The 23,005-nt window shown below is 27.6% G+C and carries 25 protein-coding genes; 7 read left to right on the plus strand and 18 right to left on the minus strand.

What is annotated here, in order from left to right; translation table 11 throughout:
- Positions 1-270: 270 nt before the first annotated feature.
- Genes K0039_RS00420 through K0039_RS00440 form a run of 5 tightly spaced genes read right to left on the minus strand, consistent with a single transcriptional unit; the run spans position 271 to position 3,996 of the window.
- Positions 271-1,221 carry a hypothetical protein gene (locus K0039_RS00420; protein ID WP_228103087.1) on the minus strand — a complete coding sequence of 317 codons (951 nt, stop codon included), beginning with the start codon at positions 1,219-1,221 and terminating at the stop codon, positions 271-273.
- A gap of 45 nt (positions 1,222-1,266) precedes the next feature.
- Positions 1,267-1,497, minus strand: a complete 231-nt coding sequence (locus K0039_RS00425) for a hypothetical protein (RefSeq protein ID WP_228103088.1) — start codon at positions 1,495-1,497, stop codon at positions 1,267-1,269.
- 54 nt (positions 1,498-1,551) lie between these two features.
- A complete protein-coding gene (locus K0039_RS00430) occupies positions 1,552-2,361 on the minus strand; it encodes a nitroreductase family protein (RefSeq protein WP_228103089.1) in 810 nt (269 codons plus the stop codon).
- Between the two features lie 32 nt (positions 2,362-2,393).
- Complete coding sequence (locus tag K0039_RS00435; protein WP_228103090.1) at positions 2,394-2,855, minus strand: GNAT family N-acetyltransferase; 462 nt, start codon at positions 2,853-2,855, stop codon at positions 2,394-2,396.
- Between the two features lie 22 nt (positions 2,856-2,877).
- A complete protein-coding gene (locus K0039_RS00440; protein WP_228103091.1) occupies positions 2,878-3,996 on the minus strand; it encodes an erythromycin esterase family protein in 1,119 nt (372 codons plus the stop codon).
- 219 nt (positions 3,997-4,215) lie between these two features.
- Here K0039_RS00440 and K0039_RS00445 point away from each other — a divergent pair, with 219 nt between their 5' ends.
- On the plus strand, positions 4,216-4,455 hold the full coding sequence (locus tag K0039_RS00445; RefSeq protein WP_228103092.1) for a hypothetical protein: 240 nt from the start codon (positions 4,216-4,218) through the stop codon (positions 4,453-4,455).
- A 64-nt stretch (positions 4,456-4,519) separates the two neighbouring features.
- On the opposite strand, the gene K0039_RS00450 is transcribed toward K0039_RS00445, so the two are convergent.
- The 4 genes from K0039_RS00450 to K0039_RS00465 all read right to left on the minus strand — a co-directional run bounded on the left by K0039_RS00450 (position 4,520) and on the right by K0039_RS00465 (position 6,952).
- Complete coding sequence (locus K0039_RS00450; RefSeq protein ID WP_228103093.1) at positions 4,520-4,705, minus strand: hypothetical protein; 186 nt, start codon at positions 4,703-4,705, stop codon at positions 4,520-4,522.
- 58 nt (positions 4,706-4,763) lie between these two features.
- Positions 4,764-4,940, minus strand: a complete 177-nt coding sequence (locus K0039_RS00455; RefSeq protein ID WP_228103094.1) for a hypothetical protein — start codon at positions 4,938-4,940, stop codon at positions 4,764-4,766.
- 329 nt (positions 4,941-5,269) lie between these two features.
- On the minus strand, positions 5,270-5,449 hold the full coding sequence (locus tag K0039_RS00460; protein ID WP_228103095.1) for a hypothetical protein: 180 nt from the start codon (positions 5,447-5,449) through the stop codon (positions 5,270-5,272).
- Between the two features lie 210 nt (positions 5,450-5,659).
- The gene (locus K0039_RS00465) at positions 5,660-6,952 is read right to left on the minus strand and encodes a dicarboxylate/amino acid:cation symporter (protein WP_228103096.1); all 1,293 of its coding nucleotides are present in this window, start codon (positions 6,950-6,952) and stop codon (positions 5,660-5,662) included.
- A gap of 372 nt (positions 6,953-7,324) precedes the next feature.
- Between K0039_RS00465 and K0039_RS00470 the strand changes: the two genes are divergently transcribed.
- Positions 7,325-7,645: a (2Fe-2S)-binding protein gene (locus tag K0039_RS00470; protein ID WP_228103097.1), complete on the plus strand. Its 321-nt coding sequence runs from the start codon at positions 7,325-7,327 to the stop codon at positions 7,643-7,645.
- A gap of 140 nt (positions 7,646-7,785) precedes the next feature.
- Positions 7,786-10,311 (plus strand): S8 family serine peptidase, encoded by a 2,526-nt coding sequence (locus K0039_RS00475; RefSeq protein WP_228103098.1) that lies wholly within the window; start codon positions 7,786-7,788, stop codon positions 10,309-10,311.
- Between the two features lie 30 nt (positions 10,312-10,341).
- On the opposite strand, the gene K0039_RS00480 is transcribed toward K0039_RS00475, so the two are convergent.
- From K0039_RS00480 to K0039_RS00495, 4 genes are all read right to left on the minus strand, one after another.
- Positions 10,342-11,517 (minus strand): cation diffusion facilitator family transporter, encoded by a 1,176-nt coding sequence (locus tag K0039_RS00480; RefSeq protein WP_228103099.1) that lies wholly within the window; start codon positions 11,515-11,517, stop codon positions 10,342-10,344.
- Between the two features lie 118 nt (positions 11,518-11,635).
- Positions 11,636-12,508: a cation diffusion facilitator family transporter gene (locus tag K0039_RS00485; protein ID WP_228103100.1), complete on the minus strand. Its 873-nt coding sequence runs from the start codon at positions 12,506-12,508 to the stop codon at positions 11,636-11,638.
- A gap of 201 nt (positions 12,509-12,709) precedes the next feature.
- On the minus strand, positions 12,710-14,467 hold the full coding sequence (locus K0039_RS00490) for an Hsp70 family protein (protein ID WP_228103101.1): 1,758 nt from the start codon (positions 14,465-14,467) through the stop codon (positions 12,710-12,712).
- Between the two features lie 81 nt (positions 14,468-14,548).
- Positions 14,549-15,073 (minus strand): nucleotide exchange factor GrpE, encoded by a 525-nt coding sequence (locus tag K0039_RS00495; protein WP_228103102.1) that lies wholly within the window; start codon positions 15,071-15,073, stop codon positions 14,549-14,551.
- A gap of 122 nt (positions 15,074-15,195) precedes the next feature.
- Between K0039_RS00495 and K0039_RS00500 the strand changes: the two genes are divergently transcribed.
- Positions 15,196-15,891 carry a DnaJ domain-containing protein gene (locus tag K0039_RS00500; RefSeq protein ID WP_228103103.1) on the plus strand — a complete coding sequence of 232 codons (696 nt, stop codon included), beginning with the start codon at positions 15,196-15,198 and terminating at the stop codon, positions 15,889-15,891.
- Positions 15,892-15,912: 21 nt separating this feature from the next.
- On the plus strand, positions 15,913-16,563 hold the full coding sequence (locus K0039_RS00505; protein WP_228103104.1) for a leucine-rich repeat protein: 651 nt from the start codon (positions 15,913-15,915) through the stop codon (positions 16,561-16,563).
- A gap of 113 nt (positions 16,564-16,676) precedes the next feature.
- On the opposite strand, the gene K0039_RS00510 is transcribed toward K0039_RS00505, so the two are convergent.
- The 3 genes from K0039_RS00510 to K0039_RS00520 form a co-directional block, all read right to left on the minus strand.
- The gene (locus K0039_RS00510; RefSeq protein ID WP_228103105.1) at positions 16,677-16,994 is read right to left on the minus strand and encodes a DUF1540 domain-containing protein; all 318 of its coding nucleotides are present in this window, start codon (positions 16,992-16,994) and stop codon (positions 16,677-16,679) included.
- Positions 16,995-17,104: 110 nt separating this feature from the next.
- Positions 17,105-17,953 (minus strand): polysaccharide deacetylase family protein, encoded by an 849-nt coding sequence (locus K0039_RS00515; protein ID WP_228103106.1) that lies wholly within the window; start codon positions 17,951-17,953, stop codon positions 17,105-17,107.
- A gap of 152 nt (positions 17,954-18,105) precedes the next feature.
- Complete coding sequence (locus K0039_RS00520) at positions 18,106-19,011, minus strand: N-acetylmuramoyl-L-alanine amidase (RefSeq protein WP_228103107.1); 906 nt, start codon at positions 19,009-19,011, stop codon at positions 18,106-18,108.
- Positions 19,012-19,220: 209 nt separating this feature from the next.
- Between K0039_RS00520 and K0039_RS00525 the strand changes: the two genes are divergently transcribed.
- On the plus strand, positions 19,221-19,760 hold the full coding sequence (locus K0039_RS00525; RefSeq protein WP_228103108.1) for a metal-dependent hydrolase: 540 nt from the start codon (positions 19,221-19,223) through the stop codon (positions 19,758-19,760).
- A gap of 128 nt (positions 19,761-19,888) precedes the next feature.
- Here K0039_RS00525 and K0039_RS00530 read toward each other — a convergent pair whose 3' ends face one another.
- Positions 19,889-20,422 (minus strand): GNAT family N-acetyltransferase, encoded by a 534-nt coding sequence (locus tag K0039_RS00530; RefSeq protein ID WP_228103109.1) that lies wholly within the window; start codon positions 20,420-20,422, stop codon positions 19,889-19,891.
- A gap of 141 nt (positions 20,423-20,563) precedes the next feature.
- Positions 20,564-21,979, minus strand: coding sequence for an aminotransferase-like domain-containing protein (locus K0039_RS00535; RefSeq protein WP_228103110.1), 1,416 nt, complete (start codon positions 21,977-21,979; stop codon positions 20,564-20,566).
- A 106-nt stretch (positions 21,980-22,085) separates the two neighbouring features.
- On the opposite strand from K0039_RS00535, the gene K0039_RS00540 reads away from it, so the two are divergent.
- Positions 22,086-22,973: a PhzF family phenazine biosynthesis protein gene (locus tag K0039_RS00540; RefSeq protein ID WP_228103111.1), complete on the plus strand. Its 888-nt coding sequence runs from the start codon at positions 22,086-22,088 to the stop codon at positions 22,971-22,973.
- Positions 22,974-23,005 lie beyond the last annotated feature (32 nt).

The following is a 23,005-nucleotide window of genomic DNA, read 5'->3' on the forward strand; positions in this document are numbered from 1 at the left end:
CTTTAATTTATTGTTAAATAGATGACAACCGTTTTAATGTTTTATCCTATTTTGAAAAGTCAGTATTTATTTAATATACTAAATTTTTAGAATATTAAAACCTTTTAATTGCAACATTTATAAGTACTACAGGCTAAATTTTAACCATGTTTATCATATCTTTTTTATGATTTTGTAAGTCTTAGAAATCAATTTTTCGTTAATTATTTTTTTATCACATGATTTTTGAAATAAAAAAGCTAGGAAGGAATATATCCAACCTAGCCATTTTTACTTTTTCAACTCATTGCAAGCTTTTAATATTTTATCTATATTTTCTTTTGTATAATCAAAATCTCCATCTATAGCTAATACCCTATCTTCATATAAAATAATACGTTCCTTATTTTCGCCTATAAATAATTTCTTTGCACCCCAGTTTTTAAGCTCTTGTGAATTATTATCTTCTTTATATAAACTGTACTCATTTAATTCATTATAAATACTATCAAAACTTTTATTTAAAACCCACTTATTATCACTGAAAAAATACTCTATATCCAAGCGCCCTTTTACTAGTCGATCAGTATAGTACTTTTTGTCAATAGGATGATAAACAATCTGCTTCAAATAAATATCTTCTGCAAATATTGTTTTTCTTACATCTAATGAATTATCAATTTCACCTTCAATTTTATCATTTAGTTCTGTTAAATTTAAATTTAGGTTAACATTTGGCACCTTGTCTTTTGATAAAACGTTGGCACCTATTGTGATACTTAACCCTATAATAAATAAAGATAATAAAGTAATTGACACTACTTTTTCACACTTCATTTTTCTTTTTACTAGCTTTATTGGTATTATATACTCACTTTTATCACCTTGTATACTAACTCTATGTTTAAATAAATAATTTATTTCTCCAATGCATATTATTAAAAATATTATAATAAATAAATTAGCAAAACATAACATAAAAATTTTCCAGTAGCTTGTTACTGTATAGTAAAAGTCTACGTTGTAATTTAAATTAATACTTTTAATAAAAATTAGATACATTATAACAAATATAGAGCTAAAAGATAATTCATTTTTCATAAAGGTTTGAAAATACTTTCCATTTGGTTCTTCTTTTTCAAATATTATATTTTCACTATTTTCACTTTTTAGTTGCCATCCATAGTCCTTCTTTTGTTTTATATATCTTTCAATAGGATTTCTTTTTTTACCTCTTATCATTTCGTCTTTCACCCTAACATGATTAAAAATTTATTTGAAAATATGTTACTTTTGAGGTTGAAATAAATTCAGACCTGATAAGAAACAAATTAAAGCAGATGCTCCTATTCTCAGCCAATCCATAGAAAGCCAGAACTCCCCACCTAATACCACATCTGGAGATGTATTAAACTCATCTGCAAAAATGCTTAAATTCAAAAATAATTTACATGATATTATTAAACAAATAAGACTTAGTACAAATATACTCCCATTTATAAATTTATTATTTTTCATTCCTATTAATCCCCCTTAATAACTTCGAAACTATTTTTTAATTCTTATTAGATTTTATAGTATCCAAGATACTAAGTATTTAAATTTATCACTTTCTTTATCATTTAACACTTTAAACTCACCTTTAAGCCCTTTTTCTTTAGCACTTAAGTGAAAATGACATAGCGCAATACCCATATCAATTTTGCTCATTTCTATTTTACCTTCATTATATATATGGAAATTATCATTTTCCTTTACTATCCTCCAAGGCTGTTTGTTAACAGCAGATGGAGCTAATCTTACATTCTCCAAAACTTCACCAAAATCCCCTGCTTCTTCATAAGCAAGTGGCGTATCAAAATTATTCTTGAAAAATATTTCATTAAATGCTTTTCTTTTATCTGTATTACTACCAAATACTTTAGCAATAAAGGATTTCTTATCAGCTTCAACACCCACTGGAGATACTATTGGTAAAACTTCGTTATTTTTTAAATCTATGGCATTTGCAAATTTACCTTTATTAAAAGTTCCTCCTAGCCACACAGTTCCTAAATTTAGTGAGGTAGTGTATAATACAACTTTTTCAAATAAGTATCCTAAATCATAAAGTCCCATTTCACTTTTGTCATAAGCTGCTGTTAAGTAATAAGTAGCTCCTTTTATAACTCCATATGTTCCTAATTTAGTTTCATTGTCATCTTTTTCAATTAAATTGACTCTTATTTTCCCACCAAAGATTCCTTCACTATTATTAATTTCTTTTAAGTAAGATTCTATTTTTTCAATAATATCCTTCGATAATTCTATATCTTTGTAAGTTCTTACTGAATGTCTAGCTTTTATTATTTCTGTAATTGATTTATTAAAAGTATTATTCAAATTTATCCTCCTTTAGTCATCATGTAAGTTAACTACCATGATTCCTTCAACATTCTAAATTCTTTATAAACAGTATTACCAATTTTATATTCAAATGAATCTTTTTTATTAAAACCATATTTCTCATAAAGCTTCATGGCTACTTCGTTGTCTATTTCTACACTTGTATATAAATTTTCCTTTGGATATTTATTATGAAAAAACTCTAAAAACTTTTCCAGAGCTTTTGATCCATAGCCTTTGTTTTGAAAATTAATATCTATCATAAATCTAGAAAATGACCATCCTTCTAGTTCTTTGTCATAATCATATAATATAAATCCCACCATTTCTTCATTATTATAAATACCTATAGGATATAACTTTTCTTCATAAAAAGCTTGCACCAGAGAAACTGCATTACTTGCAACATAATTCTTTTGATGATCCCCTACCTTTAGATTTATACAAGTATTGTAATTTGATTTATCTATTTCTTTAAAATTAATATTCATATATTCTCCCCATAAAAACATTTTAATTTTCATATACATGTGTTTTTTTAGAATTTCTAAGTATCATAAGCCCTTGTATATAATCACAAGTAACTTTATTTTCTTTACTTCCATTAAATAAGTATTCCTTATGATAAAATGGACTTTTTTCTCTTGAAAGTTCAATAAACTTATCAGATTTAATATTATCAAAATAAGAATAATTGAAAAAATTCTTTGATGGAAAATTGCCTTCTTTGTTTTCATAAACGCATAACAAAGAATAAACTTTATTTTTTACTGGGGATGACTTACCATTGAGCAATGTGCCAAATCTTACTTCTTCCATAGTAAGAAAATCACTATTTATATAATCTTGATATATATGCTCACTTCCAAATTGTCCAAAGAATTTATCTCCTTTTTTTAGTGAATATATAAATGAAAAGTTCTTCATCATTACCTTATCACGCATATCTTCGCCTCCGCCAATTTGATACAAGTTCTTTATTCCATTTTCAAAATATATAAATTTGTCACCGAAATATTTTTCACAAGATTTTTTATCTTCTTCATAAGCCATTTTCAGGTATTTAGCAGACCCTGTATTTTCCTCTTTTAGAAGGTAAATTGATCTTTGAAGGGATTTTGGCACAGGTTTATTTTTATCTATTAAAGTTTTTATACCTTTTATTGCAGCCAATAAGTCGTGTTCCACATCAACGCCATACACATTTATTTTAGAATCTTCATCTAATTGTAAGTTGTATTTATATAGCCATTTATAAAATTCATATTTTTCTTTAGTATAGGCCATTGTACCTTTTAGTTGATTCATAAAAGATTTTAAATAATCTTCATTCCCACTTTGTATATACGCATTTAATAAAAGTACATTACAAAAACCTGCCTCTTCCATTATGTTTTTAACTCCAGCTTTCTTATTTAAGTATGTAAAAAATTCTTTTTTAAACTTATCACTTTTTTCCATGGTGTGAGTTTCACCAGAAAGAAATATTTCATAATTACTTGTATTTATTAAATCAAATGAATAGTTTTCTTTTATATATTGATTTATTCTTATACTTTTATAAAAAACACTTGTCAATATTACTACAATAATGACCAACACTATCATTAGTATTTTTATAAATTTCTTCATTGCTATTTCCCCCGTATTTTAATATAACTTATTCTAATTGTAGCACAAAGAAAAAAATGAAAATTCTATAATGCTAAGAAAATTTAACACTTCTATAATAAAGAAAGTAGTATAATTTTTTTATAATTCATAGTCCCTGTTAATTTGTAGGAAAAATTCCTACATTATGGAATAATGAAATTAAAAGAATTTTGATAAAAATGGAGGAATATAATATTTATGAAATCACCTGGTATGATGTCCATAGTTTTAGGAATAATAATTATTATTTTTACATCAGTAGAATACTATAAAGAAAAAACTGAAAAAATAAATTTATTTGTAGATATAGGAACCGGTATTTTTATTGTAATCCTTGGATTATTGCTATTACTTAATATAATTCCTATCGAATACATATCATTTATTGTTTTTCCAGCAATGATTATATATTTTCTTATTGATCAGAAGATTAAGTAAATTAATGATTTATTACAGAATTCTATTACAAAAATAAGCCTATATCTTACATTAAGATATAGGCTTATTTTACTTCTATTTCACCAATAAACCACAACTCTCCTTCATAGCATAAATCATCTTCATAAATCTCTTCTTTTTTAGGAAATTCTGAGGTTAATTCTATTATGTTATTTTCCATATCCTTAAATTTACGGCTTTGTCCTCTTATCTTTTTTTTATGTGATTTATCTGGATAAATATGATCCATTATAAGTCCTCCTTCGTTTCTGTCTAAAATTTGGTGTAATTATATTATAAGCAATGATTTATTTATTCTTCAGTGACAACACTTCTTGCACACAAAGAGGGATAAACATTATTAATGATAAAATCATTACAATTCCATAAATCATATCATTTATAGCAGTTAAGCGATTTACTATATTTAGCACTATAAAAATAAACATCCCCAAATAACCAATAATTTTTATATACGTCTTCATTATCATCTTCCTTTCATTTTCATAAGTATAAATTCCAAGCTATTTTATTATTTTTTATTTAGAGTATATATAATAATAAAGTTACATAATATTTAATAGGCTACAATTTATTTATTAACGGTGGATATTTATTGAATATAAAATCCAACCATAAATACTATCAATAGGCCTTAGGGTAGTGAGAGTCAAGAACTCATTTTGTTTAGGGCTACTTTATAAATAAATAAATTGTAGTTTTATATATAAAGGGTGTATCAAAATTGATACGCCCTTAAATAATTTATACTTATGTTATTAAATCAATAATCTCTTTTAGATTCTATTGTAAGTTATCTAACCTTTGATTTACTTAAAATTACGTCTACTAATGTTATTCCAATTATTAAACCAATAGATGTACTAATAAAAACTTGTTCAAAAAAAGGCACTTTATATATTGTTACATAAACTAGCCTTAAACATGTTAATAATACTAGAGTTAGTAAACATCTCAATCCTATCTTTTTCATAAAATTTTCTCCTTCCTTTTATATAAAGCCATTTATTATTTTAATTATTTATACAACTACATCATAAATAGTATTGTTAATATTTAATATCGTCAACAAACTTATGATATTTTACAAATTCTTAAGGTTTAAGCAAATTATAGGTGCTAAAAGGGTGTATCAAAATTGATACACCCTTTAATATTAGAATTTCCACATTCTATTTTATATCTAAGCAAGCGCTGCTTGATCTTCTTCTTCATAATTTTCAAATACTTCTCTATCTAAATCTCCATTTTGATGAGCAACTATAGCAGTACAAACAGCATCTCCTGTTATATTTACAGCAGTTCTAGTCATATCAAGTATTCTGTCTATACCCATAATTAATGCTATACCTTCCACTGGAAGTCCTACAGAGTTAAACACCATAGAAAGAGTAATTAAACCAACACCTGGAACTCCTGCTGTACCTATTGATGCTAATGTAGCTGTTGCAATAACAGTTAAATAATCAACAAATGTTAAATCCACATGGAATGCCTGGGCAACGAATACAACTGCCACACCTTGCATTATTGCTGTACCATCCATGTTTACAGTAGCTCCTAGAGGTATAGTAAATGAAGATATTTTCTTATTTACTCCAATTTTTTTCTCTAAAGTATCAATTGACATTGGTATTGTAGCATTTGATGTTGCTGTAGAAAATGCAAACCCCATAACTGGTGCAAATTTCTTTATAAATTTAACTGGATTTAAACCTGTAAATCCTTTAAACATTGACATGTAAACAACAAAACATTGTAAACCAAGGGCAAAGAACACACTAAACATATATTTTAACATTGGTACAAAAGCATCAAATCCTATGTTTGCAAATGTTTTAGATATTAAGCAAAAAACACCTATAGGAGCAACCTTCATAACTATCATTGTCATTTCCATCATTACATCGTTAAATTGTGCAAAAAATTTAGATACCACATCTACTTTCTTACCTAATTTTGCAAGTATTATACCAATTAATATGGCAAATAAAATTATTTGAAGCATATTTCCTTCTGCTAAACCTTGTATAGGGTTTTTAGGTATTATGTCTAATAAAGTATCAGCAAAGCCTGCAGTCTCTGCTATAGTAGTTTTTGTTTGTTCTATAGCTGATATATCAAGCCCTATTCCTGGATTAATTACTTTTGCCACAGATAAAGCAACTGCTACAGCAAGTGCAGTAGTTATTAAGTAAAATCCCATAGTTTTAATTCCTACTTTTCCTAGGGTTTTTGTATCACCAATTGCTGATGCTCCACATACTAAAGAGCAAAATACTAAAGGAACAACAAGCATTTGCATCAATCTTAAAAATCCGTTTCCTATTATATAAAATACTCCATCTACTAAGATCTTGTCTCTAAAAGTACTTGCCGGTACAAAGTAATGTAGAATTATACCAAATATTGCACCTAATATTAATGCTATAAAAATTTTCGTTGTTAAGTTAAATTTTTTCTTTGTAGTCTCCATTTCTGCCTCCATTTTTGATTAGAATTTTCATAGTCATAATATTTATCATTTAATTAATTGCAAGTTTTAATAAGATATATTCATTCATTATGACATCTTTCCATTCATTTTTTCTTTCATCATGATTTAATCCCCGGCATTTCATGTATTTCCGAGTTTTTTATTAATGTAATTATATCAGAAAATGAATAATTGTAAATATGAATATCTATATTCAGAATATTTAGTTTTATTCAATAAAAACCTAGTTCAAATTTATTATTATTTCTAATATTAATTAAAAATAATTGTTTGAAATTACATATGTCTTGGTATAAAATTAAAAGTACTGATTCAGTATTTATAAATTAATAATATTACGGAGGAATAATTATGGCAGGAAATAAAATAATATGTCATTGTAAAAATGTTTCTTATATAGATATAAGAATGGCAATGATAGATGGTGCAAGAACTTTAGAAGAAATCAAAGAAAAAACAGGAGCTGCTACTGGATGTGGTGGATGTGCTGGGGCAATAGAAGAAATATTAGCTTCAGTATGTGGATGTAAAAAAGTATCATTAGCGGATGTTGTAAGTGCAGTAAACAACGGTTGTGATACAGTTGAAAAAGTTGCAGAAGCTACTAAAGCAGGGTCTGGTTGTGGAAGATGTAGAGCTTTAGTTCAAAACGTTATAGATATAAAAAGATAGTTTTTAAATTATCTTTATAAATAGGAAAAGGAGTTTACTATTATTAATCATAGTAAATTCCTTTTTTATTGACAAAATTCTATTTATTTCCACATATTTTATTGTATAATATACTTAAAATTTAAAATTAGGGGGAACAAATGAATAAGTTAAGAAAAATAGTAATTACTTTCTCAATACTTACTTTTACTTTTATTTTTCTGAAAAATACAACAACTATAGCAGATGCAGATTCGCCACAAATGGAAAAAGTAGATAACTACGATGACCTTTCCAGTGAATTATCAAATCTTATAGAGGAAAATCAAGTAAAGCAATCTTCAAACTCAAAATATTCCAGTAAACGTTTAATAGTAAAATCAAAAATTGATAATTTAAATCTAGCTGACTTGGGTGCAAAAGACATTATATCAGGTCCTGATAATTTATATTTTTTACAGTTTGATAGTGAAAAGTCAACAAAGGAAGCTTTTGAAAAACTTAATTCAAATGTAAATGTAAAATATGTTGAGCCTGATATAGAATTGGAAATCGAAAATACACAAAGTTCAAAGAGCATTAATGAATCTACTTTATCAAAAAGCTCATTTAATTCTTGGGGTGTTGAACGTCTTCAAATAGATAAGTATGCCAATTATTTACCTAATAAGTCAAAGGAAATCACTGTAGGTGTGGTTGACTCTGGGATTGTAAATCATCCTTTTCTTAAGAATAGAATTTTATCTAATGGTTGGGATTTTTTAGACAATGATAATACTCCCAACGACCTAAATGGACATGGTACTGCCATGGCTGGTGTACTTGTAGACTGTACTCCAAATTTAAATGTTAAAATTTTGCCAGTAAAAACTTTTAATAGTGATGGTAAAGGTAGTACATCTAATATAGCACTAGGAATAAGATATGCCGTTGACAACGGTGCTGATGTATTAAATTTAAGTTTCGGTGGAGTTCACCATTCTTTTTTACATGATGCGGTAGAATATGCTCTTAAAAAAAATGTGGTTGTCGTTACTTCAGCTGGAAATGATAGTGAAAATGTGTCTTATTCATGTCCAGCAGATATGGATTCAGTAATAGTTACTTCAGCTTCCACTCAATCAGATGAAATAGCATACTTTTCAAACTATGGAAATACAGTTGATGTAGCTGCACCAGGTTATGAAATATTAACTTGTTCTTATAAAGGTGGTTATACTAAGGAAAATGGTACTTCTTTATCAGCTCCTCATATTTCTGCCATTGCTGCATTAATAAAGCTGGCTAACCCTAATATGACTCCTGCAAAAGTTGAATCATTAATAATTTCAAGTTCAGAAGATTTCGGTGCAAAAGGTTGGGATAAATATTACGGACATGGTATTCCTAATATGAGTAAGGCTTTAGCTTATCAAAAGATAACCTTAAACAAAAGCAGTATTAATTTAACTACAAATAATTCATCATTTAAATTAAATACTACTTTATATCCTTATCATGTTTTAGACAAGAATATTACCTGGTCTTCAAGTAATGAAAACATAGCAAAAGTAGATAATAATGGAACAGTGACTGGAGTTTCTCCTGGAAAAGCAATTATTACAGCTAAAACAAGTAATAATTTAACTGCCAAGTGTAGTGTAACTGTGTCTGACTATATAATAAGTTTAAATAAAACTTCTCTTAACTTAGACAAAGGAAATACTACAAATTTAAAAGCTACTATAACTCCTTCAGATTATGCCAGTAAAAAGATAACTTGGACTTCAAGTAATAAGAATATAGCTACTGTTGATTTAAATGGAAATGTAAAAGCAGTAGGTGCCGGAGAAGCCACTATCACAGCTAAATTAGACAATGATATATTTGATACATGTAAAATAAAAGTTTCAGAAAATATTAGTAAATTAAAGTATAAAACTATTTCCTCTCAAGTTTATACAGGTAACTATATAAAGCCTGATTTGGGAAATTTGTATTCATCAAAAACTAAATTAGTTAAAGGCGTAGATTACAAAGTAGAATATAGTAACAATAAATCTATAGGAACTGCATCTATCAAAATAACAGGTCTTGGTAAATATTATGGTGAACACACTATTAAATTTAAAATTATACCTAAGGCAGTTAATAGTTTTAAGGTGGAAAGTTATACTACTTCACAGGTAACTCTTTCTTGTAAACCTGTAAGAGGATCTTATGGTTATGCAATTTACAGATATAATGTTAAAACTAAAGAATATGATAAAATAACTACAATAAAAGAAAATCCAAAATCTAATTCTGTTCGTTACACTGATAAAAGCAGAGCTTCAGGAACCATTTATAATTATAGAATTAAAGTAATTAAGAAAGTTAACAATGAATATTATTATGGTGATTACTCAAAGGTTAGGGTTATAACAAAATTATATAAACCTACTGTTACTCTAAAATCATCTAAGTCAAATGTTAATCTGTCTTGGAATAAAGTTAACAGAGCAACTAAATATAAGATATATAGATCAACTTCTAAAAATGGTAATTATCACTATATAGGTTATGCAAAAGGTAATAAAACTACATATACAGATAAAAAAGTAACTAAGAAAAAAACATATTATTATAAAGTAAAAGCTGTGAGAACAGATAATAAAAAAGATTATTACAGCGATTACAGTACAATAAAAATTATAAAAGTCAAATAAAAAATTACTGGGTTCTTCCCAGTAATTTTTTTAAAAATATTTATCTATAGTAATTACACAATTATATAAAGGATTCATTTTCTTAATGGCTTCTATTAGATGACTTCTAAGTTCTTCTTCCTTGTTCTTTGTATTAATATTGTGAGCATCCACTTCAATATCAAATATTAGGTTTATCTTATTTTCTCCTTCTGTAATTCTAAAGTCATGCATAGATTTTACAGCATCAAATTTTGAGAGTATATTTTGAACTTTTCCTTTAACTTCATTTATTTTATCATCATGAATACACATTGGATCCATATGAATAACTAAATATATATTTAGCTTTTGTGAAATTTCTCTTTCTGCACTATCTATAATCTCATGAATTGTTATTAAATCAATATTCGAAGGTATTTCAGCATGAATAGATGCCATACATTTACCTACACCATAATTATGAATTATTAAATCATGAACACCCATTATATTATCATAAGATAAAACGCCTTGTTTAATTGCTTTTACCAATTCTTCATCTGGTGCTTCACCAAGAAGTGGGCTTATTGTCTCTTTAACTAAAGAATAACCTGCATATAGTATGGCTACTGAAACAACTAAACCTACATAACCATCTATTGGTAGTGTGGTAAATTTTGCAGCTAAAAATGAAATTAGTACACAACTAGAAGTAAACACATCTCCAAGGGCATCTACTGAAGCTGCTTTCAATGCTGAGGAATTTATTTTTTCTCCCACATATTTATTAAATCTACTAAGCCAAAACTTTATTATTAAAGATAAAAGTAATAAAATAAATGGTATCATTTCAAAAGTTATTGGTACAGGATTCATGATTCTATCTATAGATGTTTTTATAAATTGAGCACCTACAAGCATAACCATAAACGCTACCACTAATGCTGATAAATACTCTATTCTTCCATGACCAAATGGATGTTCTCTATCAGCTGGTCTATTTGCCATCTTAATACCTATCATAGTTATTACAGAAGACGCCATATCTGATAAGTTATTAAAACCATCTGCTGTAATAGAAACACTGCCACTTATAAATCCTACACTTATTTTAACAATAGATAATACTAAGTTACATATAATTCCTACTATACTGCCCATATATACATAGGCGTTTCTAGTTTTTGGATCTTCCGTATTTTCATGATTTATTATGAATTTTTTAGTTAAGTATTCTGAAATCATTTTTCTCTCCTTTTTAACAATACTTCTTCTCTTATATTATTGTGCTTATATTATAATAATATATATTAATGTTTTTTGTCAAAAATTAGAAAATTATTTTACTTATAGTATATAAAGCTTATTTTTCTCCATAGTAAGGTTCTATGTGAACGATAACTTCTGCACTTTGATTAATTTTTTCTCTTATTCTATTTTCAATATGATGACTTAAACTATGAGAATATTCCACTGTTATGGCAGGTTCAACCATAACATGCATATCAATATGAAGATTGCTTTCACTGCCTCTACTTCTTATGTCATGATAGCTCTTTATATCTTCAAATTCTTTGAGAATTTCCTTTATATCATCTTCATCAATTACTGCTTTGTCTACTAAAACATCAATTGTTGACTTAAATATCTCATAAGATGCATGAAATATAAAGCAAGCAACGATCAAAGATGCTATAGGGTCAATTATGGCTGGTAAACCTAATTTTACACCTATCAATGTTGCTAATACCCCAATAGTTACAAAAATATCACTTTTAGTGTGAAGAGAGTCTGAGACAAGTATATAACTGTTTAGCTTTTTACCCACTCTATATTCATAATTTGATATAAATATATTAATTATTAAAGTAACAATTAAAGCTATCAAGCTTTCAATAGTTATGTCTGGAGCAACTGGGTTTTTAAATGTGGAAATAGCATCGATAACTATTTTTCCACCTAAAAATAAAAGCATTGCACCAATAAAAAGCCCCGAGATGACTTCAAACTTATTATGCCCATATGGATGCTCTTTGTCCATTGGCTTTGAGGCTATACCAATTCCTATAAGCCCTACTATGTTAGATGTTCCATCTGATATTGAATGAAAACCATCAGCAGTCATACTAGCACTTTTTATAGACATTCCTACTACAATTTTCAGTATAGCTACACCAAAATTTGCAAACAATATTATCCATAAAACTTGCTTAACCTTTTTATAATTTGTGTCCATATTTTTCCTCCCTATTAAAATAAAAAAATCCATGGAAAGTTTTTAAACTATCCCATGGATTTTTTCCACTGCCTATTATAAGCCCAGTAATACAGCAAGTATCACCTGATTTTATTATATACAATTTAAATATTAATATTCATTGTAACAAGGGCTTTTACCTTAGTCAATACTATCAATATTAAATTTATGTTAAACAATTTATTCTTCAAATAATATATCAGTTAATTCTTCATCATACTTTTCAACCAGTTCTTCATTATCATGAATCACTGCCAACTTTAATTCTTCCAATAGCTTTTCTATTTTTCTATATTTAAAATTATCTTTATCTATTTTAGAGCTTTTAATTTTCTTTTCTGCCAGCTCAACAGTACTTTTAACTCCTGATGCCAAATCATATTCTAGCCATTCATCTACTTTAAATCTTTCATACAAATTTTCGTCTACTAATGCATCTTGTGGCAACTTAATCAATTTGAAATTGTCAATAATTTTATTGATTGAGCTGCCTGTACTCATTATAGTAGCCTTCACCTCTAGTATGCCATTTAAATCATAATCAAATTGAACTTCTATACTCTCTTCTCCTGCTCTACTCTTCGGCACACCTTTAAGTAAAAAGTCACCTATCTTTGTATTATCTTCTGCAAGCTCTTCATTTCCTTCATAAACCTCTATCCTTACCTCTTCCTGGTTATCTACTGCAGTGTAATACACTTTCTTTTTAGAACAAGGGATGCTACTGTCTATTGGAATTATACAATCAAAGGCACCATTAATTACTTTTCCATCTCCTATTTTTATTATACTTGTGCCTAAATTATGACTACATTTATCAGCTATAATAAGATTTTCTTCACAAGTAATTTGATTGCTTTTTATACCTGCTTGGATTGCAGCTCCCATGGAAACAGCTTCATCTGGATTTATTCCTGATATAATTTTTCCCTTAAACTTACTTTCCACCAACTCTTTTACAGCAGGTATTCTACTAGAACCACCAACTAAGAGCACTTTGTCAATGTCTTTTGCTTTTAAGTTGGCAGCTTTTAGAGCTTCACCAATTTTTTCTGTAGTTTTTTCAACTAAATCTTTTGTTAATTCATTGAATTTGTCTCTTTTCAATTCAATACTTATAGATACAGGTTTATTATCAATAACAGTAATAAACGGTATATTTATAGTTGTTGATAGTTGATTTGATAATTCTTTTTTTGCATTTATAGCAGCTTCTTTTACTCTTAATTTTATGCTTAATTTATTTTGGACATCTAGATTTTTATATAAATTTTGATTATAAATTCTTTCAAATTCTTTTTCTATGTATTTTTCTATTCTACTATCAAAATCCTTTCCACCGAGTCTATCATTACCCCTACTTGATTTAACATCTAATATTCCTTCAAACATTTCTAAAATAGATACGTCAAAAGTTCCCCCACCAAGGTCGTAAACAAGGATTTTTTCTTCTTTATCTGCATTATTAATACCATAAGCCATGGCTGCTGCTGTAGGTTCATTTATAATTCTTTCAACCTTAAGACCTGCCATTTCTCCTGAAAGCTTTGTTACCTTTCTTTGAGAGTTGTTAAAATTAGCAGGTACAGTTATAACCGCTTCCTCTACTTCTTCTCCCAAATAATCTTCTGCGTATTTTTTTAGCTCTTTTAAAATTAAACTAGATATTTCATGGGGCATATATTCCTTTTCTCCCATGGTAATTTTACTATCTGACCCCATAAGTCTTTTAACTTCTGCCACTGTTCTCTCAGGAGATGGTATTAGCTGGTTATAAGCCACCTGTCCCACAATAACAGTATTATCTTCTTTCTTTCCAACTACTGATGGAACAATTCTATTTCCAAAACAGTCTGGAATAATTTTCGGTTCATCATTTTCTATGTAAGCTATTTCCGAAGTAGTTGTCCCCAAGTCAATTCCAATTATCTTTCCCATTTCATCTTCTCCTTATCATATCATTTTAAGCAACGGATATATCTGCAGCGGTAGCGAATACATATCGTTGGCGTTATGAGTCTACCTTGCTATAATTACTGAAGCAGGTCTTATAACCTTGCCTCTAAGCATATATCCTTTTTCAATCACACCAATAATTTCTTTACTTTCTTTTAAAATATCTTCTTCCACTGCAATACATTTATGTAATTCTGGATTAAAAAACTCTCCCATAGATTTGATTTCAACTAAGTTGATTTCACTTGTTTCTTTACTAATAATTTTTTTCATTATATCCAAGTTATATAAAAACTCCTCATTATCCAAATCTGCTATAATCTTATGAAAAATATCTATTTGATCTAAAATTAAAATTATTTTTCTATAAATTTTTATCTCGTTACTTTTTCTTTCTTCAATTTCTTTTTTTAGTTTAAAATTTTCCTTATTATTCTTATTTAGATCTTCTTTTAAGGACTCAATAGACATTATGCTTTTTTTGCTATTTTTATTAATTATTCGTAAATCACTTTTCATATTCATAATAACTTGAATCAGATCTTCCATATTACACTCTTTCTTTACATCCTCACCCTCACTCAACATCTAATCCTCCTTATAAAATTCTTATACTTATTAACTTATTTAATATATATGATTGATGATGAAAATTATTTTATATATAATCTAATTAATTGAGAAATATTAAAATTTAAGGAGGTTTTATTATGGCTCTTATGGAAGATTTATTATTAAAAGGTTATATAGATGAAAATCTAGAGGAAAATGTGGAAAATGCCACAGCTGATTATTTAATTAGGCTATTTATTTATTGCGCTAAGGCAGACAAAGAAATATCGCCTAAAGAAAGAGATTATATAATAGATTATTTTGAATCTTTCGACATGAATAATGGTGAAGAGACTTGGTTATTTGCACAATACGATTATGGACGATTTCATGACTATAACAAAGAAACAATTATCTCTCTTAAAAAATCCATAGACAAACTTCTAGATAAGAAAAATCTTGATTTTAAAGTTCTTTCTCATCTCATAACTTTATGTTTAATAGACAACGAAGTATTAAACGACTCTCAAGCTGAAATAATAAGTGATTTTGTAAATGTATTTAACTTGGATCCTGATTCTTGTGACCAAATCTACAATAAAGTATTAAAAGAAAAAAATAAGAAAATTAAAGAAGATGAAATTGTAGATGACTTGAACGAATGTTATAAAATACTTGGTTTAAGTAAAAATTGCACAGAAGAAGACTTAAAAAAACAATACGCATATCTGACTAAAAGTTATCATCCTGACAAATACAACAAAGAAGAAATGCCAGCAGAAGTTAGAAAAGAATTAGAAGACACATATAAAAAAATAAATTTAGCTTATGATAGACTGAGAGATATTTTTTAATTTTTTAAGGGGGTTATAAATATGATCTTTAAAATTGGGGTAGCAGTAGCTATTCTACTTATAATTTTTATTTCTTATATTTTTTATAACAATAATAAAGGAAAACATAATAAAACCACTTCTAAAAAATCATCCAATTCTTATTATAGAGATGAACTAGATTCCTTTTCCATACTAAGCAAAGACTCCTTTGAAGATAAAAATATAAAAGAATTTTTAGTAAATGAAGATATTATTTTAGTTGAAGACAAATGCTTTGTTAATTGTACCAACTTAGCAAGTATAAAAGTAGAAGAAGGAAATAGTAATTACTGCTCTAAGCTAGGTGTACTTTTCTCAAGTGATATGAACACTATCATATGTTATCCTCCTTCAAAACAAACATCTACTTATTTTATACCTCAAGGTGTACAAAGCATAAATACACATGCTTTTTTCAATAATAATTTTATAAAATACGTAATAATTCCCACAAGCATGGAATATATAGGCGAAAATTCTTTTGTCAATTGCAAATATTTAAATCAAATAGTAATTCCAGAAAATGTTACTTATATTCATCCTAGAGCTTTTAATCTTTGTCCTAGACTTACTATTCGTTGTTACAAAAATTCCATTGCAGAAGATTATTGCAAAAAGTACTATATTCCTTGTGAACATTTAAGCAGTTAATATAATTTATATACTAAGTTTTGTAATAGGATAAGGTGAATTAATAATAAAGATAATGTTGAAATTTTTTAATAAAAAAGAACTCTAAATATATTCAGAGTTCTTTTTATTTTCTATGATCTACATTCAAATGTACCACAAGATGCATTTGCTGCCACTATTTGAACATCTTCTGCATTACAGTCTCCATTCTCATTATATACACAGTTACTTGCACTACATCTAATTGTTTCTGGCACAGTTTTTTTATTGTCATGAAGACTGGATAAATTATCGTGAACATGTGCACCTTCTTCTACAAAAGTATTACAATTTGTTTCTTGAACAGTTTTGGCAGTAAAACCTTTTACGGTGATTACCCCTGCCATGCAATCACAGCTTTTATTATGAACGCAATTAGTAGCTTTACAAGTTACACTAGTACTTTTCATATAATACCTCCTACATTTTTTTCATTCTTATTATGTGCTAAATATAGGTAAATAATTATTTATTTTGCAACTTTTAAGATTATTAAAATGTAGGTAATTAGTATTTGTATTTATTCTTCTAGTTTTATAAATTTATAGCCTTCTTCTCTCAATGCTATAAGAGCTTCTTTTAATCCTTCGTATGTATATCCATTTGGTTGATTAAAATGAGAAATTATAATATCTCCAGCCTTTGTTTTGCTAACTTCATTTATTACATCTTCTTTAGAAAAAGTTGCTCCACCGTCACCATTTATGCTAAATCCAGCTATTTTATATCCTAATTCATCTGCAATTTTTATAGCAACTTCATCGTAAAAAGCCGTACCAGATCTAAAGTATTTAGGTTTTTTACCTGTCAATTTATATATTTCATCTTCATTTAATTTTATTTCCTTTAAAACATCTTCCACATTTGATGTTCCTTCTATATTATAAACAGATTTTTTATTTACTGATAAAGGTTTATGACTATATCCATGATTTTCAATCTCAAAATTATTATTTTTAGATAAATTCATAAAAATATCTTTGTTAGCTTCTATCCATCTATAATTTATAAATAATGTGGCAGGAATTTTTTCTTTATCTAAAAAGTCTATTAATTCTTTGTCATATTTGCTTCCGTGTTTTCCTCCACAAGCATCTAAAGTTAAAGCTACTTCTTTATTTTTATAATCTAAATGACTTACTACTCCTTTTAAATCTTCACCCCACTCTTTTGGCTCAACATTTTTATAAGTTTTAATAATGCTTTTTATCTTATCATCTTCATTTTTCTCTTTTGCATCTCTTTCAACTCGTGACGTATCTACTTTAATATTATTTTCTTGTATAGTCTCCTCCTTTATACCTGACTTCTTACTACATCCTGTTGTACTTATTACTATACATAAAATAAAAAATATAATTTTCTTCATTTTCCATCCTCCAATGCATGACTTTTATTATATTTCACTCACTTCTTTACCCATATTTTCCCACCAACAATAATTATACTTTAATACTTCAATAAAATGTAAAAAAATCCCTCCTCTTTTATAATGAGGAAGGATTATTGTATTAAAACTTTCTATAAAGAAGTCATACTTTTTACATATGTGCTGCTGGCAGTTATATATAGTCCTGATTTTAGCTTATACATATAAGAATTATCTACTTTAACTTTTTTCATTACTGTAAAAACTTCACCTTTTTTTACAGTTCCAGCTATTGCGCCATCATCCCATGATGGACAATTTCTAACGTTTAACTCATCAACAATAACTTTTACATATTTTACATCTGTAGGAACTTCTACGTCTTTTTCTGTACAAACAAATTCTTCGTCTGGTTTTACATAAGTTACATCAAAAGTTTTACATATACCTTTACAAGTTGCCTCTGCATCATTTTTTTGAAATTCTGGGTCTAACATACACTTAGCTTCTATTATATTATCCATAAACCCTGATTCAGTTAAAATAGCAGGCATTTTTGTATTTCTAAGAACATAAAGACTATATCCTGAAATATCTATATCAGTTCTTACTCCATAATTTATGCAATCATGATCTTTATGCAATTTCCATAATTCTTCTTGTACATTTTTTGCTAATACTTTTGTTTTAGCTTGTGAAATGTAATGAATTATTGTTACCACACCTTTAGCCTTAGTTTGCCACTTTTCTCCCAGTGAATTATAATGCTTACTTACATATGCGTCTGCATTAGCTGTATTTGCACGACTAACTCTAGTTTGCAGTGATGTATCCACATCAGTTGGAGCAACTAAAAGTACATCGAAACCACATCTTTTTAGTGCTTCCTTCAAATATTTTACTACAGCTCTATTAAATTCATTTTCCTTAATTACTTCACCTTTTTTTCTTACTAGTTTACCATCAATATATAAATCTTCTTTTAATGGTGGCGTTCTTTTGCCCGCTGTTTCCATTCCATGACCATCATCAAGGGCAATTAAATATTTTTTCGCCATATAAACACCTCCTATGATTAATATATAAAGTTACGACATATTTTGACACACATTTGTACTATAAAAATTAAATAGTCTCCAAGACAACTTCTCATTAAAGATATCTTAGCCATTAATATCTATACAAACTAGTTAAATTATATTTTGAAATTTATATATATTTCCTTTATAATAAAATATATTAGAAATTTATGACAACTGGAGGATTTATGACAAAAGAAACTCACTCAAAGGGCGGTTATATTGTAGGGCTATTATTACTTCCTTACATACACAACACCTTCCTTTTGGGATATAACTTATCTTATCGTATAGTTCTCTTATTTATATATGCTTATTTTACACATTTCGGAGCATTACTTAGCGATATAGATATGAGAGGATCATATATTAGTAAGAGGTTTCCCATAATATATAAAATTTTTGGCAAAAGATTTAGGCATAGAAGTTTTACTCATAGTTTAATATTTGTAGGTCTAATAGCATTTATTGGAGAAATAGTTATAGTTTCAAGTAATGATAATATTGTATTTACTTGCATTTTCAGCGGGCTTTTGGCTGGAGTAATCTCTCATATTTGTTTAGATTTAATTACAAAGGAAGGAGTAGAGCTTTTTTATCCTGTGGGAATTAATTTTTCCATTCTACCAATAAAAACTAGTTCAAGAACTGAAAAGAACATTAGCAAAGCATTTAGTCTTTTAGTAGTATTTCTTATTGGTTATAGGTTTTATTTAATCACTTTGTAATAATTAATTTTGCTTAAGTTAATAAATTAGAAATTAAAAATAGGGTGTATCTTTTTTGATACACCCTATTATATCTAGGTATATATTTACAATTATTTCTTATCCAAAATTATAATTTAATCACTTTACTATAAGATTAATCCCATAAGAACAATATCAAAATATTCTCCATCTATATATGTTTCATTTTTTTGTATACCTTCTTCTTCAAATCCACAATTTTTATATAGTTGTATGGCTCTTGGATTATCTTTTCTTACAGATAAGCTTATTCTAGTAGTTATACCGTTTGACTTGCACCAATCTATTAGTTCGTCCATCATTATTTTTCCAAGTCCTAAGTTACAGTACTCTTCTTTGATAACTATACCTAATTCACCTACATGTTTACCTTTTTTCTTTTGGTTAGAAGATATAGTACCTATTGCAATTATTTTATCGTCTATTGTAGCAAGAATCATAGTATTATTATCCGACTCATTTACAGATGTGATTGCGCTTTCTTGTTGCTGGGCACTTACTTTGTATTCCCCTGCTCCAAAAGATAAGTATGTAGTTTCTCCACCTACTATATTATAAAATCCGATTATTTCTTTAGCGTCACTTTCTTTTGGACTTCTTAATACAACACTTAGATTATTTTTTGTTAAAACCGTTTTCACGATACATCCCACCCCGTCTTTTTAAATTTTTATTAATATTTAATTTATTATTTACTATAAATAATATAACACAAAATAATATAAATCAACATATAGTGACACAAATTTCCAATTAACCGCCTTATATATAATCTTTGTTAACTAATCCTTAGAAAGTTTGCATCCTTTACTTATATAACCATTTATTAAATTTACTATTATATTTAAACCATTTTTTAGTTCTTCTTCACTATGTGGTGCTGTTATACATAATCTTATACAAGATAATTCATCTTTATTTCCCACAACAAATCTTTCACTACAATATACTTGTACTCCTTTATCTTTGCAAAGTACTTCAAAATCCCTAGAATTAAAATTATTAGGTAGTTTCAACCATATTAAATTACCACCCTTATTGTAATTACAATTAGATTTTTTCAAAATATCTTCAGCTATTTTCATTCTATTTTTTATAACTTCTTTTCTTTCATTTATTATTAATTTATAAATTTCATTATGAATAATACTGCATAAAGCTTCAATTTGCAAATCTGACACTACAATATTCATATTGTATAAAGCAAGCTGAATTTCTTTTTTATATTTTTGTGGTGTAATTATCATTCCAACTCTCAAGCCTGGACAAATAATTTTTGACATACTTGCTGTATAAATAGTGTTATCACTTAATTCATATAAAGTTTTTGGTGGATTATCTAAAAGCAATCTGTGAATTCCATCTTCTATAATCAGTAAATTATGCTTTTGTGATATTATTCCTATTTCTTCTCTTCTTTTTTCACTCATTGTTTCAGCTGTAGGATTATGAATATCATTAATTAAATATATACCTGTAAGTTTTTCATTTTTACAAATATTATCTAAGGATTTAGGGCTCATACCCTCCCCATCTCTTCCAATGGGAATTAATTTAATTTTGCACATATTGGCACTATTTTTAAGTCCTGCATATATTAATGGATCCACCCCAATTTTATCTCCACTATTAAACAGTGATAATAATATAGAACACAAGGCATTTTGTCCACCAGCAGCAAAAAGTATATCATCTTCATTGCAATGTATTTTATATTCTTCATTTAAAAATTTACATACAACTCTTTTTTGATATGATGAACCATCCACCTCTTTGTATTCAAGTAACTTATATGCATCAGGTCTATTCATTATTTCTTGTATAACTTTAACAACATACTCATTTTGTTCAATAGTAGGATGGGCTACCCCCATATCTATCAAGTTTCCTCTTTTTAATGTTTCCATCATTGTATCTTTTATATGAACATCAGAAGATACAAAAGTTCCTCTTCCTATAGTTGCACAAATAAGACCTTCTTCTTCACATAATTTAAATGCTCTAGTAACTGTACTTAAATTTATATCTAAAAAATCTGCCAATTCTCTTTGAGGTGGTAACTTTGTTCCAGGACTTAATTTTCCATTTTCTATATCTTCTTCTAAAAGTTTTGCCAAACCTTTAGTAATAGGTCCTTTTATATTCTTCAAACTTGGTTTCCAGCTCATTGGATAATTTTCAAAGGAATTTACAGGCATTTTCTCACTCCTTATTACATTATTGTATTGCATACAATTATAATATTGATTGCAAAAATTATCAATGTTACAATTTTTTTAAGATTATATTTTAGGGGGTTTTAAGATGAATAAAATAAAAATTAAGCAAGTTGATGCCTTTACTTCTGTTCCTTTTGGAGGTAATCCAGCTGGTGTTGTAACAGATGCCAATAATATGGACGATTCTATAAAACAAAAGATTGCAAAAGAAATGAACCTTTCAGAAACTGCCTTTGTTTCTGCTTCTGACAAAGCAGATTTTAAAGTACAGTTTTTTACTCCAAAATTTGAAGTGGACTTATGTGGTCACGCTACTATTGCAACTTTTGATACTTTATATAAAGAAAATAAACTGGATTTAAGTAAAGATAAATTTTATCAAGAAACTAAAGCAGGAGTTTTACCCGTTGAAATTAGAAATATTGATGATAAAAAAATCTTTATGATGACTCAAGTAAATCCCAAGTTTATCAATCTAGATCATTTAAGATATGAGATTGCGCAGTCACTAAATATTAATAGGGATGATTTATTACCTTATCCAATGGAAAATGTCAGTACTGGTCTTTGGTGGCTTGTATTTGGTGTAAAGAACTTGGAAACATTAAAGAATATTACTCCAAATTTAGATAAAATATATAAATTAAGTGAAGAAAATAATTTTATTGGTATTTCTCTATTCACCATGGAAACTTTTGATGATGACTGCACTTATCATGTAAGAACCATTGCTCCATATTGTGGCGTAGCAGAAGATCCAGTATGTGGCACTGGCAATGGTAGCGTATCATCTTATATTGTTCATCATAAATTAATAAATGAAAATCAATCATCTTTAGTAGGGGAACAAGGTCATTTTGTTGAAAGACCTGGTAAAGTTTCTGCGGAAATAAAGATTGATAATGATGAAATTATAGATATAAAAATTGGCGGTGAAGCAAAAACTATTTTAGAAGGTGAAATTTTATACTAATATAAAAATAGGATAGTTATTTATAATAAATA

Source organism: Terrisporobacter mayombei (assembly GCF_020748465.1).
GTDB classification, from domain to species: domain Bacteria; phylum Bacillota; class Clostridia; order Peptostreptococcales; family Peptostreptococcaceae; genus Terrisporobacter; species Terrisporobacter mayombei.

Coding starts and splice junctions, on each gene's coding strand:
- K0039_RS00465 (WP_228103096.1), bottom strand. CDS start 6,952: ATGGAGACTACAAAGAAAAAATTTAACTTAACAACGAAAATTTTTATA.
- K0039_RS00490 (WP_228103101.1), bottom strand. CDS start 14,467: ATGGGAAAGATAATTGGAATTGACTTGGGGACAACTACTTCGGAAATA.
- K0039_RS00520 (WP_228103107.1), bottom strand. CDS start 19,011: ATGGCGAAAAAATATTTAATTGCCCTTGATGATGGTCATGGAATGGAA.
- K0039_RS00450 (WP_228103093.1), bottom strand. CDS start 4,705: ATGGATCATATTTATCCAGATAAATCACATAAAAAAAAGATAAGAGGA.
- K0039_RS00440 (WP_228103091.1), bottom strand. CDS start 3,996: ATGAAGAAATTTATAAAAATACTAATGATAGTGTTGGTCATTATTGTA.
- K0039_RS00480 (WP_228103099.1), bottom strand. CDS start 11,517: ATGATTTCAGAATACTTAACTAAAAAATTCATAATAAATCATGAAAAT.
- K0039_RS00500 (WP_228103103.1), top strand. CDS start 15,196: ATGGCTCTTATGGAAGATTTATTATTAAAAGGTTATATAGATGAAAAT.
- K0039_RS00495 (WP_228103102.1), bottom strand. CDS start 15,073: ATGTTGAGTGAGGGTGAGGATGTAAAGAAAGAGTGTAATATGGAAGAT.
- K0039_RS00505 (WP_228103104.1), top strand. CDS start 15,913: ATGATCTTTAAAATTGGGGTAGCAGTAGCTATTCTACTTATAATTTTT.
- K0039_RS00510 (WP_228103105.1), bottom strand. CDS start 16,994: ATGAAAAGTACTAGTGTAACTTGTAAAGCTACTAATTGCGTTCATAAT.
- K0039_RS00535 (WP_228103110.1), bottom strand. CDS start 21,979: ATGCCTGTAAATTCCTTTGAAAATTATCCAATGAGCTGGAAACCAAGT.
- K0039_RS00445 (WP_228103092.1), top strand. CDS start 4,216: ATGAAATCACCTGGTATGATGTCCATAGTTTTAGGAATAATAATTATT.
- K0039_RS00460 (WP_228103095.1), bottom strand. CDS start 5,449: ATGAAAAAGATAGGATTGAGATGTTTACTAACTCTAGTATTATTAACA.
- K0039_RS00515 (WP_228103106.1), bottom strand. CDS start 17,953: ATGAAGAAAATTATATTTTTTATTTTATGTATAGTAATAAGTACAACA.
- K0039_RS00420 (WP_228103087.1), bottom strand. CDS start 1,221: ATGATAAGAGGTAAAAAAAGAAATCCTATTGAAAGATATATAAAACAA.
- K0039_RS00425 (WP_228103088.1), bottom strand. CDS start 1,497: ATGAAAAATAATAAATTTATAAATGGGAGTATATTTGTACTAAGTCTT.
- K0039_RS00435 (WP_228103090.1), bottom strand. CDS start 2,855: ATGAATATTAATTTTAAAGAAATAGATAAATCAAATTACAATACTTGT.
- K0039_RS00475 (WP_228103098.1), top strand. CDS start 7,786: ATGAATAAGTTAAGAAAAATAGTAATTACTTTCTCAATACTTACTTTT.
- K0039_RS00485 (WP_228103100.1), bottom strand. CDS start 12,508: ATGGACACAAATTATAAAAAGGTTAAGCAAGTTTTATGGATAATATTG.
- K0039_RS00540 (WP_228103111.1), top strand. CDS start 22,086: ATGAATAAAATAAAAATTAAGCAAGTTGATGCCTTTACTTCTGTTCCT.
- K0039_RS00470 (WP_228103097.1), top strand. CDS start 7,325: ATGGCAGGAAATAAAATAATATGTCATTGTAAAAATGTTTCTTATATA.
- K0039_RS00525 (WP_228103108.1), top strand. CDS start 19,221: ATGACAAAAGAAACTCACTCAAAGGGCGGTTATATTGTAGGGCTATTA.
- K0039_RS00455 (WP_228103094.1), bottom strand. CDS start 4,940: ATGAAGACGTATATAAAAATTATTGGTTATTTGGGGATGTTTATTTTT.